Here is a 13,057-nt window from a genome sequence, read left to right on the forward strand (position 1 = left end):
TTCACAATTAAATACTTCTGTGGCTTTCTATATTTTGTTTACAAACTACTTTCTGCGGCACCAGCGTCTTCATTCCCTTTAAAATCGTCTCATTAGGTTCAAATACAATTCGCTTTGTCTCCTCGGAAAACACAACAACCATCTCATATACTTCTGCATTAGGATTCCCACTGGTATAATCTCGCACGTCTGCGTTTTTAAAGGCATTCAACCGATCTGAACCTGATGGAGCCAGAAGTTTTACATCAGCAGCATTCACCGAAAACAACCTTTTACGTCTTTCCTTATGCACAATTTTGTCAATCTCAAGATCTCCATCCAGATATAGATATTCATATTCTATATCCAGAGCCCGAAATACAAAAACATCAATAATAATCATAACAATTAAAAGGATAATCCCAACAAAATGAATAAAAACAACCGCTGCCGATACAATGGTTACCGCAAGCAATAATACTTCTATCATCAGGTCTTTTACGCTTTTTCTTTTTCTAATGAGCTGTTCTGTATAAAAACCATCCATTTCACTGCCTCCATCTCTTCGGATGCGCTGTTCCATCCAATACTCAATCGTATTGTACCATACTTTTATACAAAAAGGAAACTCCCCTAAAAGAGAGTTCCCTGAATTTTCTATATTTATTTTTCGTCACAGGGATTACATCATTCCCATGCCTGCTCCGCCTGCCTGAGCCTGTGGCGCATCTTCTTTAATATTTGCCACAACAGATTCGGTTGTCAGCAATGTGGATGCTACGCTTGTCGCATTCTGAAGAGCGCTTCTTGTCACCTTCGCCGGATCAAGGATTCCTTCTTTTACCATATCTACATACTCTTCCTTGTAAGCATCAAATCCAATTCCCGGTTCCTGTTCTCTTACTTTATTTATAATTACTGCTCCCTCAAGCCCTGCATTCGCTGCAATATGGAACAGTGGAGCTTCCAGTGCTTTCAGAATAATATTAGCGCCTGTTTTCTCATCACCTGACAGAGTCTCGGCCAGTTTTTCTACTTCCTTCGTTGCATGGACATATGCAGAACCACCACCTGCAATGATGCCCTCTTCTACAGCAGCTCTGGTAGCTGCAAGTGCATCTTCCATGCGGAGTTTTGCTTCCTTCATCTCCGTCTCTGTTGCAGCTCCGACACGGATAACCGCTACGCCTCCTGCAAGCTTCGCAAGTCTTTCCTGAAGTTTTTCTCTGTCAAAATCAGATGTCGTCTCTTCAATCTGTTTCTTAATCTGAGCGACTCTTGCTTCAATTGCTGCTTTGTCTCCATATCCGTCAACAATAACTGTATTCTCTTTCTGAACTTTAACGGATTTCGCACGTCCAAGCTGATCTAAAGTTGCTTCCTTAAGGTCTAATCCAAGTTCTTCTGAAATCACCTGACCGCCTGTAAGAATTGCAATATCCTGAAGCATCTCTTTTCTTCTGTCTCCATATCCCGGTGCCTTAACTGCAACCACATTAAACGTACCACGCAGTTTATTTACAATTAATGTAGTAAGAGCTTCACCCTCTACATCCTCTGCAATAATAAGAAGTCTTGCTCCTGCCTGAACTACCTGCTCCAATAAAGGAAGGATTTCCTGGATATTAGAAATTTTCTTATCTGTAATCAAAATATATGGATCATCTAAGTTTGCTTCCATCTTATCCATATCCGTTGCCATATAAGCGGAGAGATAACCGCGGTCAAACTGCATACCTTCTACCAGATCAAGCTCTGTCTGCATTGTCTTGGATTCTTCAATTGTGATAACACCATCGTTAGACACCTTCTCCATAGCGTCCGCTACCATCTCTCCTACGCTGTCATCACCGGAAGATACTGCCGCAACTCTGGCAATCTGCTCTCTGCCCGTTACTTTGCTTGACATCTTCTTAATCGCTTCCACGGTTGCATCCGTAGCCTTCTTCATACCTTTACGAAGAACAATTGGATTTGCACCGGCGGCCAGATTCTTCATTCCTTCGTGCACCATAGCCTGTGCAAGCACAGTAGCTGTCGTAGTACCGTCTCCTGCTACATCATTGGTCTTGGAAGCCACTTCACGAATTAACTGTGCTCCCATATTTTCAAATGCATCTTCCAATTCAATCTCTTTTGCAATAGTAACACCATCATTTGTAATCAGCGGTGCGCCAAATGATTTATCAAGAACCACATTACGTCCTTTTGGTCCAAGTGTTACTCTTACTGTATCAGCCAGCTGATTTACTCCTGCCTCAAGAGCTGCCCTGGCTTCATCTCCGTATTTAATTTCCTTTGCCATAATAAGATTACCTCCTTAATTTCTTTACCGATTCTTCTCTATTCTTCAACAATTGCAAGAATATCACTCTGTCTTACAATGATATAGGTCTCGTCATCTGCTTCTACTTCTGTTCCTGCATATTTTGAAAAAATAACCTTCTGTCCTTTTTCCACATTCATCTCTATCTCTTTTCCATCAACAATTCCACCAGGTCCGACAGCAATAATTTCTGCCTGCTGCGGTTTCTCTTTTGTCTGCCCTGGTAATACAATTCCGGATTTTGTAGTCTCTTCAGCCTCCAACTGTTTTAACACGACTCTGTCTCCCAATGGTACTAATTTCATATCTGGTTCCTCCTTTTAATAATATCTATTTTGTTAGCACTCATAAAAAGAGAGTGCTAAAAAACTCTAGATATAAAATAGCACTCTCAATTTACTTTGTCAACACCCTTTGTTTTAGTTTAGATTATTTTTATAAAATCCATTTTCTATCCGGAACCGGAGATGATTTCCTTTTTTATTTATATATCTCTCCAAAACCCTGCCCAGACATATCGTCACTCCTTCCGCTCCCCGGATTCTGCATTCGTATTCAGCATCCAGAGAGATTTCGGGAAGCTGTGCATTATTCAGGAGAAGGCAGATCTCATCATCATTTTCGTTATATTTTTTTATCTTGCAGTCAAAAACTTTTCTGCTGAGTTCTTCATCCATAAGAAATGCCTTTTTTTCTCGTAATTCTACTGAACATCCTTCATGCATCTTCCGCTCTCCTTTCAAAAAGAAGGGCATCCTTACGATGCCCTTTCTACGATTTATTTTTTGCGTTCTTCTTTGATCTTATCCAACTCTGTAAATACGTAGTCATTTACCACTTTAATATATGTTCCCTTCATACCGGAAGACCTGGACTCAATCACACCGGCACTCTCAAACTTACGGAGCGCATTAACAATAACCGAACGGGTAATTCCCACTCTGTCCGCAATCTTACTTGCTACCAAAATTCCTTCTGTACCTTCCAGTTCATCAAAAATGTGGATGATCGCTTCCAGTTCAGAGAAAGAAAGCGTGCTGATAGCAGACTGGACAATATGTTCCTTCCTTGTCTCTTCCGCATTTTCCTCATTTACAGAGCGAAGCATCTCAAGCCCTACTACCGTTGTTCCATATTCACTTAAAATAATATCGTCAATTTCATATCCGGCTTCTTCTTTGTAAATAAATAATGTACCCAGCCTCTCTCCTGCAATATCTATCGGAGTAATAATTGCCTGATAGCCTTTCACCGTTTCCGGTGAAAACCCAAGGGTCTCCAGATTAACATTCTCTTTTGTTGACAAAATCCCAAGAAGCCGCTCATTCAACATTTCATCAATATGAATCCCTACTTCTCCGCCAATCAATTCGTGAATCGGTCTAACCCTATCGCACTTACTGATACCCAGCACTTTCCCCTTTTTGCTGACCACTAATACATTAGAATCCAGAATTTCCGTTAATACCGCACAAATATCATTAAAAACCACTTTGCTGGAATTGTTATTGTGAAGTAATTTGTTGATTTTCCTAGTTTTATCTAATAACTGTACGCTCATTTTCTATTCCTCCATTTTTAATTGTTATATTATCATACAATTCTAACAATTTCAATAGATTTTCACTTTTTTTCATTTATTTAACAAAAACATAGCCGCACTGCGCATCCCCGCATACTAACTTATTGCCCTTCATTACCATATAACCTCCACACTTCGGACATTTCTCTTCCGCCGGTTTCTGCCAGGACATAAAATCACAATCGGGATTATCTTCACACCCATAATACTTTCTTCCCTTTTTTGTCTTACGGAGCACAATATCTTTTCCACATTTCGGACAGGAAACACCGATTTTTTCCAGATACGGCTTCGTATTTCTGCATTCCGGGAATCCGGGACAGGCAAGGAATTTTCCATGAGGGCCATATTTGATAACCATATTCCGTCCGCATTCTTCACAGACTACATCCGTCACTTCATCTTCTATCTTTACGCTTTCCAGCTCTTTCTCCGCAATCTGCACAGCCTCCTCCAAATCCGGATAAAAGTTGGAAATAACCGACTTCCACTCTACCTTCCCTTCTGCCACTTTATCAAGGAGTCCTTCCATATTTGCCGTAAAATTCACATCCACAATTGCAGGAAAAGACTGTACCATAATATGGTCTACTACTTCTCCTATCTCCGTCAAATACAGGTTCTTCCCTTCTTTAGCAACATATCTCCTTGCTATAATAGTAGAAATCGTGGGGGCATAAGTACTGGGGCGTCCGATTCCAAGCTCCTCCAGTGTTTTGACAAGGGAGGCCTCTGTGTAATGCGCCGGGGGCTGGGTAAAATGCTGTTTTGTCTCAAAATGATCCTTGGTAAGGACAGAATCCTTATCCAAACCCTTCAGCAAAACATTATTTTCAACCTTCTCCTCTTCCGATTCGGTATATACCAGTCGAAATCCTTCAAATACAACCTTCGATGCCGATACAGTAAAACAATACTTTCCTGCTGAAATCTTTACCGATGTTGTCTCATATAATGCCGGTTTCATGCGACTCGCCACAAATCGCTTCCAAATCAGCTGGTACAGCCGGAATTGGTCTCTGGTAAGAGAATCCTTCATAGCGGCCGGAGTCCGACTTACATCGGTAGGCCGGATTGCCTCATGTGCGTCCTGGATCTTCTTATCCGTACTTTTCTTCACAGAACCGGAAACCACATATTCTTCTCCATAATTCTGTCCAATATATCTCCTTACATTTTCATCAGCCTCTTCTGAGATTCTGGTAGAATCTGTACGCAGATAAGTGATAATTCCCACTGTACCATTTCCTTTAATATCAATTCCTTCATATAATTGCTGCGCAATCCGCATCGTTTTCCGTGTCGCAAAATTCAACACCTTAGATGCTTCCTGCTGCAAAGTACTTGTAGTAAACGGAATCGGCGCTTTCTTCGCACGCTCTCCTTTCTTTACCTCTGTGACAGAATAATCTGACGTCTCCACTTCTTTTAATATTTCATCCAGCTCTTCTTTGGAACCAATTGTCATTTTCTTCTTTTCTGTCCCATAAAACTTGGCAGTAAGAAGCTTTTTCTCTCCCTTGACCTTCAAATGCGCATCCAGCGTCCAATATTCTTCCGGAATAAATGCATTAATTTCTTCTTCTCTGTCAGCAATAATCCGGAGAGCTACCGACTGCACCCTTCCCGCACTCAGCCCTCTTTTCACCTTTGCCCACAAAAGCGGACTAATCTTGTAGCCTACAATTCTATCAAGCGCCCGTCTTGCCTGCTGGGCATCCACCAGATCCATATCAATCTCTCTTGCGTTTTTTATAGATGCCTTTACTGCATTCTTCGTAATTTCATTAAAACTAATCCGGTATGTCTTCTTCTCCTCCAGCTTCAGTGCCTTATACAGATGCCAGGAAATAGCCTCTCCCTCACGGTCCGGGTCAGTTGCAAGATACACTTTATCCGCTTTTTTCACTTCTTTCCGAAGCGCAGCAAGAATCTCCCCTTTCCCACGGATGGTAATATATTTGGGTTCAAAATCATGTTCAACGTCTATTCCGAGCTGACTCTTCGGCAAATCGCGAACATGTCCGTTAGATGCCATTACCGTATAGTTACTTCCTAAAAATTTCTTAATCGTCTTCACTTTCGCGGGAGACTCTACGATTACGAGATAATGCGCCATTACCTATACTCCTTCATTCATGATCCAGGCCCACGCTATAGCTGTGCTCTGACATAATAATTTTTTGATATTTCTTTAATGTATCCCTTAATTATCAGCGATGTCAACTGCTGCATCAATTCTGCCGGCATCATTTTTGTCTCATCAAGCAGCCTGCTTAAACTTTTGGGATACAAATCGAGCTTACTATACACCAATTTTTCAGCTCTTTCAAGCGTTTTTTCATTTTTGTCTGTGTTCGCGCCTATTTTAGCAGGGAAAAAATTGCGGGATAATCCCAGCTCCGCAAGCAGTTCTTCCGGCGACAACAAAATTCCCGCACCCTGACGGAGCAACTCATTACACCCCCTGCTCAGCCGACTTGTCACCGGCCCGGGCAGTGCATAGACATCCTTTCCCTGCTCCAAAGCCATATCCGCCGTAATCAAAGAGCCGCTCTTTTCTCTTGCTTCCATAACAAGAACAACATCCGATAATCCGCTGATGATTCTGTTTCTTGCAGGGAAAAATTCTTTTAACGGAGGTGTCCCTTCCGGCTGTTCAGATAAAATGCCTCCTGCTTTCTGTAAGTCTGCATACAAACCGATATGTTCCCTTGGATAACAGATGTCTATTCCGCACCCCAGAACTCCGTAAGACTCTCCTCCTGCATTTAGCGCGCCTCTCTGGCCTGCACCATCGATTCCTTTTGCCATTCCGCTAATTACCTGTATTCCATTTGCTGCAAGTACCTCGCCATAAGCAATCGCCATCTGTTCTCCATAAGATGTACATTGCCTTGCACCCACAATCGCCACTGACGGTCTGTCATCGTCCGGTAATTTTCCCTTGATATACAGTGCGTATGGCGGCGATGGTATTTCTCTCAGCCGGCTGGGATAATCAGGGTGAAAATACGGGACAAAATATATCCCTTTTTCTATGCATCTTTCATATTCCTGACATATTCCTTTATTCGTCCTTGCTGCATTCAATGCCGAAATATCTTTTTCTGTCAGAAATCCAAGAGATTTTAACTTGGTTTCTTCTATATAATAAATATTTTCGCCGCTCTTTAGCTGCTCATGGAGTTTCCATTTTTTCCCGGCAGACAAGGCCCTGATTCCCGCAAACCAGTACTCATATGCAAGGTTGTCGGACTTCTTTTCCTTCATTATACTCGCCCCCAATACTTTTTATCCATCATTCTGTAGCCGACCGCCTCCGTAAGATGCTCCGTCCGGATTCTGTCTTCCCCTGCCAGATCTGCAATCGTCCTGGCAACCTTCAGGATTTTATGATAAGTTCTTGCCGTAAGCTCCATCCGGTCAAACACCTGGCTCATCATCCGTTTCCCTTCGCTGTCAAGTTCACAGTATTCTTCCATCTCTGCTGCTGTAATCCCCGCATTAAACGCAAATTTTGCTCCTGCAAATCTCTTTCTCTGTATCTTTCTTGCCTGCATGATTCGTTTGCGTATGTCTGCAGAAGATTCTCCCTGTGGTTTCCTCTGTAATTCCTCATACTTAAGTCCCGGTACTTCCATACAGATATCCATCCTCGAAAGGAAAGGCTGGCTGACCTTATACAAATACTGTCTGATCTGATAAGGAGTGCAGCAACATTTTTCTAAATCAGGATAATAGCCGCAAGGGCAGGGATTCATGGCCGCCACTAACATTACATCCGCCGGGAACCGGAAATTCCCCTGACTTCTCACAAGCTGAATTTCTCTGGTCTCAAGAGGCTGACGCAGCGCTTCCAATACAGATTTCTGGAACTCTGCCAATTCATCCAAAAACAGAACACCCCCGCTTGCCAGACTGATTTCACCCGGTTTCGGCAAACTGCCGCCCCCAATCAGCGCCGCCTTAGACACCGTATGATGTACCTCACGGAAAGGGCGCTCAGTTATCAGGGGATGCTCTTTCTTAAGCAGGCCCGCCACGCTATATACTTTCGTAATCTCAATGCTTTCTTCCATAGTAAGCGTCGGAAGAATCGAAGGAATTCTTTTGGAAAGCAAGGATTTTCCACTTCCGGGTGGTCCCATGAGCAGCAGATTATGCCGCCCGGCAACAGCAATCTCTGCTGCACGCTTCGCCGCCTCCTGTCCGTAAATATCCCGAAAATCCAAACTGTCCCCACTTTCCTTATCAGTCATATCTTCCACATATCCGGCGTCTTCAAAAGAAATCTCTCCATTCAGATACCGGTACACCTCTGCCAGGCACTTCACCCCTATTACCTGTATCTGCCCTATAATTGCTGCTTCCTTTGCATTTTCAAAAGGCACGATACAAGCACGGCACCCTTCTTTCTTTGCTGCCGCCACAATGGGAAGTATTCCTGTACATCTGCATACCCTTCCATCCAGCCCAAGTTCACCGATCACCAGTGTCTTCTCAAGCCTTGCCCGTCCCACCAGCCCCAGCGAAGCAAGAATCGCTAAAGCAATAGGCAGATCGAAAGACGCCCCTCTTTTACGTATGTCCGCTGGAGACAGATTAATCACTGTTTTCTTTGCCGGAATCTCCAGACCGGAATTGCGGATTGCCGTCCTCACCCGTTCTCCCGCTTCCTTTACCTCTGCCGACAAATAACCCACCATGTGGAACATAGGCAGGCCGTTGCTTAAATCAGCTTCTACCGAAACAAGACGTACGTCCATTCCTTGTAATACTGCCGATAATACATTACTGAAACTCATTCAATGCTCCTTCCTTCTTCAGTTAATTTTAAAAAATCTCTTAGACTGTGAGCACTTTCTCTATGCAGTTATAGTGATCCTCTGAAAAAACGGCCGAACGACCTCTCAAGACACCAGAGTCCGGCAGCCCGGACCTGGCGTCAGAAAATAATACAAACGAATTTATTGAATATAATTATATATACTTTACATAAATCTGTCAAGCGATTAATTGGGGCTATCCTTTTCATTTATTATAAATGGAAAAGCACAAACTTTCAAGCAGGTTCATAAACTGTAATTAAATACGCTTTGAGGTGCTTCTTTTGAAATCCTTTCCTCACCCCTTGACTGCCGCCGAAGAACAATACTATCTGCAAAAATATACGGAAGGTGACCTGGAAGCAAAGCATATTCTGATTGAACGGAATCTGCGCCTCGTCGCACACATCGTCAAAAAATACCAATCCATGGAAGAAAATGCGGAAGATCTCCTCTCTATTGGAACCATCGGGCTGATTAAAGCTGTTGTAACATTTAACCCCAATAAAAATGTCCGTCTTGGCACTTACGCAGCCCGATGCATTGAAAATGAAATTCTTATGCATCTGCGCTCGAAAAAAAAATCTTCCCGGGAAGTATCCCTGTATGAACCAATCGGCACAGACCGGGAAGGCAATGAGATACAGCTTTTCGACATCATTGAGACGGAGGACAGCGATGCCCACCAAAAACTGGCTCTCCGAGAAGATATCAGACTTCTTTATTCCAAAGTGGAATCTATCCTTTCTCCCAGAGAACGATTAGTATTAAAAATGCGCTATGGACTATATAACGAAGAAGAATATACACAGCGGGAGATTGCCCAGAGACTTGGTATCTCTCGCTCTTATGTCTCAAGAATCGAAAAAAGCGCAATTGAAAAGCTGCGGGATTATTTTTAAAAAGTCCCGCAGTTTTTCTTTGAAAGTCTTCTTATTTGTGTTAGGATAAAGGTAGTAATTGAAATATGCATTGTGGGGAATGTATCAATGAATCACGAAAAGTCTGCTATGGCTTCCAGAACCGGCAGGATCCTTCTGTTAAGCTTCATAGTTATTTTTGTTGCACAAATTAACATGAACTTATTTACCGATGACTTCAAGATCTCTATTGCAGTCATTTGTTTTCCTGTATTCCTATATCTTTTGGACTATATGCCATTAATTCCCGTTACTATCCTTTCGGCCTCAGGTGTCTACATTTCCCGCATCCTTCTCTACTGGCTTCAGCACGGCAGCATCCGGTATTTTTTCCGGCCTTATCTGCCGGAGTTTTTCTTTTATTTAATATACGGCTGTCTTCTATATGTATACACCAGGGCAGTCAAGTCCGGTTGGTCCGTTGTCCGCCTTCTTCTTTCCCTTGTCCTGATTGATTATTTTTCTAATCTGACAGAGCTTCTGCTCCGTGTGGGAACAGAGGCCCTTGTACTGCATACACAATTAGGGATTCTTGTAGTGGCTCTTGCAAGATCTGCTCTTGCCGTCGTAATCATTACAATATTTAACCGCTACCGTCTCACTCTGCTTAACCGTGAACACGCTGAACGCTACGAACGACTGATGCTTTTAATCTCCCGCCTGAACGGAGAAGTTATCTGGATGCAGAAGAATTCTTCCTTCATCGAAAAAACTATGAACACTTCCTATCAGCTCTACCACAAGCTTCAGGAAAAAGGCGGCGATCCCGACCTTGCCAATTCTGCATTAAAAATTGCAAGGGATATCCATGAAATCAAAAAGGAATATCAGCTTATTATGCGGGGACTTTCAGAAGCGCTCCACACAGAAACTCAGGTAGAAGGGATGCCTGTCTCCGATATCCTCGCTCTGCTGGAAAATGCAGTCACTCTAGAGGGAAAGGCCGTCGGGAAAAAGGTATCTGTCACGCTAAAATGTAACCGCCATCTATATACTGACCGGCATTATCTTCTATTATCTGTGTTCCACAATCTTTTTAACAATGCACTGGAGGCATCTGTCTCTGATACTGTCAATATTTCTCTGATACAAACGATACAGGATAGATGGTATCTTTTCACCATTTCTGATGATGGCCCCGGCATCGACAAGGACTGTATGGATCAGATTTTCGATCCGGGCTTTTCAACAAAAATAAATTATGACACCGGAACAATCAGCCGGGGACTGGGACTTAACATTGTAAAAGATATCGTGGAACACAAGTTCCATGGACAGATTGCCGTTACGTCCCGCCCCGGGGACACCACATTTACTCTATATATCCCTATAGATGAACTGGAGGAAAAAGACCTATGAAATTCTATCTGCTTGACGACGACAGAACTATCACTAACATTTTAAAAATTATTATCCAAAAAAGAAACCTTGGAGAGGTCTGCGGGACAAGCACCCACGCTGTTGAGGCCCTGGAAGATATCCGGATTTTGAAACCCGACATCATCATCACCGATCTTCTGATGCCGGAAATGGATGGGATAACCTTTGTAAAAAAAGCAAAAGAAATTCTTCCTGATGCTGCCTGCATTATGCTTTCTCAGGTGGCATCAAAAGATATGATTGAAAATGCATACGAAGAGGGCATTGAATTCTATATCCAAAAACCACTCAATAGTGTGGAAGCAGAAAAGGTCATTCAAACCGTTTCCCGAAATCTTTCCATGCAGCGGACTCTTCAGAAAATGCAGAATATTTTTGAAGACAGCGTGCAGACCTCCGTTTCTCCCACACCTCAAAAGCAAAAGGACTATCTGCCCAAGCTCCAGAAAATCCTGCAGCGTCTGGGAATCATCGGTGACGCAGGAAGCAAGGATATCATTACGATAATAGAATATTTAATTGAAGAAAAAGAAGATGTCACGAATACTACTCTGCATGAATTGTGCAGCCATTTCACAGATTCTCCGAAAACAATGGAGCAAAGAATACGCCGCGCTGCCGCCAATGGCATGGTAAACCTGGCACATCTTGGCCTGGAAGACTATGGCAATGAAATATTTACTGAATATGCTAATTCTCTCTATAACTTTGAGCAGGTTCGGAAAGAAATGGACTTCATCCGCGGGAAAACAAACAAGCATGGAAATATTAAAATCAGGAATTTTCTTAATGCCCTCCTCATTTCCTGCCAGGAATAGAAAAAGAGCAGATGTTTTCGGCATTTTTCACAAAAATATATTGTTTTTGATATTTTTATCATTTATTTTGATATTTTCTGAAACTTTTTGAAACCTCAATTGTATATTCATCTCATCAATAAGAGAACGTACTTATAATTACTATCAATATTAAAAGGATGAGGTGAATTCTATGTGGACGATTATTTCAGGAATTGGATTGTTACTATTGACTCTGGCGGGATTTTCATTATTCAGCCTCAAAATGCCAAAGGGACAACTTGCAATGTCTGGCATGGCAAACGCTGCAATTGCTACTTTTTTAATAGAAGCTGTACATAAGTATATTACCGGTGATTTGTTCGGTCTGTCATTCTTCCAAACGCTGGGCACCACCGCCGGAAGTCTCGGCGGTGTTGCCGCGGCGATTACCGTTCCTCTGGCAATGGGGGCAAACCCGGTATTCGCAGTAGTTGCAGGTGTTGCAGTCGGAGGCTACGGTATTCTTCCGGGATTTGTTGCCGGCTATATAATCGGACTTGTTGCTCCTGTTATTGAAAAAAAACTGCCAGAAGGCTTGAACATTATTGCAGGCGCCCTCTTAATTGCTCCACTGTCACGCCTAATTGTTGTTCTCGTCAATCCGGCAGTGAATGCTACTCTGGTAAAAATTGGCGGAACAATCTCCGCAGCCGCAGAGCAATCTCCGATTATCATGGGATTCCTGCTGGGCGGAATTATCAAAATGATCTGTACCTCCCCGCTAAGCTCTATGGCGCTGACGGCCATGTTAGGATTGGACGGGCTGGCAATGGGAATTGCCGCAATCGCATGTGTAGGCGGTTCCTTTACAAACGGGCTTATTTTCTCAAAATTAAAATTAGGAGACCGCAGTAATGTAATTGCAGTAATGCTGGAACCTTTGACACAGGCTGATATTATTACTACCCATCCTATCCCTATATATTGTTCCAACTTCTTCGGAGGCGGGCTTGCCGGTATTTCTGCCGCTGTGTTCCATATTGTAAACAATGCACCCGGAACCGCTTCCCCTATTCCAGGACTTTTGGCACCATTTGCCTTCAATCCGGCAATTAATGTGCTGGGAGCTTTACTCTTCGCAATACTGGGCGGATGCCTTGCAGGTCTTGTCGGCTCCTTTGTATTCAAGCGTAAAGTAAAAGCTGTCTCCTTACCGAAGACAGCTCCCGCTTCCCAGTCTCTGGAACTGGAAATGTAATATA

The 13,057-nt window shown here is 42.9% G+C and carries 12 protein-coding genes; 4 read left to right on the forward strand and 8 right to left on the reverse strand.

Features of this window, described 5'->3' with window-relative positions; all coding sequences use genetic code 11:
• Nucleotides 1-7 precede the first annotated feature (7 nt).
• From OCV99_RS04130 to OCV99_RS04165, 8 genes are all read right to left on the reverse strand, one after another.
• The gene (locus OCV99_RS04130; RefSeq protein ID WP_262574802.1) at nucleotides 8-526 is read right to left on the reverse strand and encodes a DUF6106 family protein; all 519 of its coding nucleotides are present in this window, start codon (nucleotides 524-526) and stop codon (nucleotides 8-10) included.
• Between the two features lie 135 nt (nucleotides 527-661).
• Nucleotides 662-2,284, reverse strand: a complete 1,623-nt coding sequence (groL, locus tag OCV99_RS04135; RefSeq protein WP_158368454.1) for a chaperonin GroEL — start codon at nucleotides 2,282-2,284, stop codon at nucleotides 662-664.
• Nucleotides 2,285-2,322: 38 nt separating this feature from the next.
• Nucleotides 2,323-2,610 (reverse strand): co-chaperone GroES, encoded by a 288-nt coding sequence (locus OCV99_RS04140; protein ID WP_158368456.1) that lies wholly within the window; start codon nucleotides 2,608-2,610, stop codon nucleotides 2,323-2,325.
• 114 nt (nucleotides 2,611-2,724) lie between these two features.
• Nucleotides 2,725-3,030 carry a hypothetical protein gene (locus OCV99_RS04145; protein ID WP_158368458.1) on the reverse strand — a complete coding sequence of 102 codons (306 nt, stop codon included), beginning with the start codon at nucleotides 3,028-3,030 and terminating at the stop codon, nucleotides 2,725-2,727.
• Between the two features lie 53 nt (nucleotides 3,031-3,083).
• Nucleotides 3,084-3,866 carry a GTP-sensing pleiotropic transcriptional regulator CodY gene (gene codY / locus OCV99_RS04150; RefSeq protein WP_158368460.1) on the reverse strand — a complete coding sequence of 261 codons (783 nt, stop codon included), beginning with the start codon at nucleotides 3,864-3,866 and terminating at the stop codon, nucleotides 3,084-3,086.
• 76 nt (nucleotides 3,867-3,942) lie between these two features.
• Entirely contained in the window at nucleotides 3,943-6,006 is a 2,064-nt protein-coding gene (gene topA / locus OCV99_RS04155) for a type I DNA topoisomerase (protein ID WP_158368462.1), read from the reverse strand.
• 35 nt (nucleotides 6,007-6,041) lie between these two features.
• Entirely contained in the window at nucleotides 6,042-7,160 is a 1,119-nt protein-coding gene (dprA, locus tag OCV99_RS04160; RefSeq protein WP_158368464.1) for a DNA-processing protein DprA, read from the reverse strand.
• Nucleotides 7,160-8,695, reverse strand: coding sequence for a YifB family Mg chelatase-like AAA ATPase (locus OCV99_RS04165; RefSeq protein ID WP_158368466.1), 1,536 nt, complete (start codon nucleotides 8,693-8,695; stop codon nucleotides 7,160-7,162). The genes dprA and OCV99_RS04165 overlap by 1 nt, the downstream gene beginning before the upstream one ends.
• A 305-nt stretch (nucleotides 8,696-9,000) precedes the next feature.
• Here OCV99_RS04165 and sigK point away from each other — a divergent pair, with 305 nt between their 5' ends.
• From sigK to OCV99_RS04185, 4 genes are all read left to right on the forward strand, one after another.
• The gene (sigK, locus tag OCV99_RS04170; protein ID WP_264471490.1) at nucleotides 9,001-9,618 is read left to right on the forward strand and encodes an RNA polymerase sporulation sigma factor SigK; all 618 of its coding nucleotides are present in this window, start codon (nucleotides 9,001-9,003) and stop codon (nucleotides 9,616-9,618) included.
• 87 nt (nucleotides 9,619-9,705) lie between these two features.
• Nucleotides 9,706-10,995 carry a sensor histidine kinase gene (locus tag OCV99_RS04175; RefSeq protein WP_262574808.1) on the forward strand — a complete coding sequence of 430 codons (1,290 nt, stop codon included), beginning with the start codon at nucleotides 9,706-9,708 and terminating at the stop codon, nucleotides 10,993-10,995.
• Nucleotides 10,992-11,834 carry a response regulator gene (locus tag OCV99_RS04180; RefSeq protein WP_158368470.1) on the forward strand — a complete coding sequence of 281 codons (843 nt, stop codon included), beginning with the start codon at nucleotides 10,992-10,994 and terminating at the stop codon, nucleotides 11,832-11,834. The genes OCV99_RS04175 and OCV99_RS04180 overlap by 4 nt, the downstream gene beginning before the upstream one ends.
• A gap of 172 nt (nucleotides 11,835-12,006) precedes the next feature.
• A complete protein-coding gene (locus OCV99_RS04185) occupies nucleotides 12,007-13,053 on the forward strand; it encodes a PTS sugar transporter subunit IIC (RefSeq protein WP_158368472.1) in 1,047 nt (348 codons plus the stop codon).
• The last annotated feature ends 4 nt before the right edge of the window (nucleotides 13,054-13,057 follow it).

The organism is Dorea acetigenes (assembly GCF_025567385.1).
Lineage (GTDB): Bacteria > Bacillota > Clostridia > Lachnospirales > Lachnospiraceae > Claveliimonas > Claveliimonas acetigenes.

Excerpts from the sequence above, each read along its gene's own strand:
- OCV99_RS04140 (WP_158368456.1), bottom strand. The coding sequence starts at position 2,610 with ATGAAATTAGTACCATTGGGAGACAGAGTCGTGTTAAAACAGTTGGAG.
- OCV99_RS04165 (WP_158368466.1), bottom strand. The coding sequence starts at position 8,695 with ATGAGTTTCAGTAATGTATTATCGGCAGTATTACAAGGAATGGACGTA.
- OCV99_RS04130 (WP_262574802.1), bottom strand. The coding sequence starts at position 526 with ATGGATGGTTTTTATACAGAACAGCTCATTAGAAAAAGAAAAAGCGTA.
- OCV99_RS04180 (WP_158368470.1), top strand. The coding sequence starts at position 10,992 with ATGAAATTCTATCTGCTTGACGACGACAGAACTATCACTAACATTTTA.
- OCV99_RS04175 (WP_262574808.1), top strand. The coding sequence starts at position 9,706 with ATGAATCACGAAAAGTCTGCTATGGCTTCCAGAACCGGCAGGATCCTT.
- dprA (WP_158368464.1), bottom strand. The coding sequence starts at position 7,160 with ATGAAGGAAAAGAAGTCCGACAACCTTGCATATGAGTACTGGTTTGCG.
- OCV99_RS04145 (WP_158368458.1), bottom strand. The coding sequence starts at position 3,030 with ATGCATGAAGGATGTTCAGTAGAATTACGAGAAAAAAAGGCATTTCTT.
- codY (WP_158368460.1), bottom strand. The coding sequence starts at position 3,866 with ATGAGCGTACAGTTATTAGATAAAACTAGGAAAATCAACAAATTACTT.
- OCV99_RS04185 (WP_158368472.1), top strand. The coding sequence starts at position 12,007 with ATGTGGACGATTATTTCAGGAATTGGATTGTTACTATTGACTCTGGCG.
- topA (WP_158368462.1), bottom strand. The coding sequence starts at position 6,006 with ATGGCGCATTATCTCGTAATCGTAGAGTCTCCCGCGAAAGTGAAGACG.
- groL (WP_158368454.1), bottom strand. The coding sequence starts at position 2,284 with ATGGCAAAGGAAATTAAATACGGAGATGAAGCCAGGGCAGCTCTTGAG.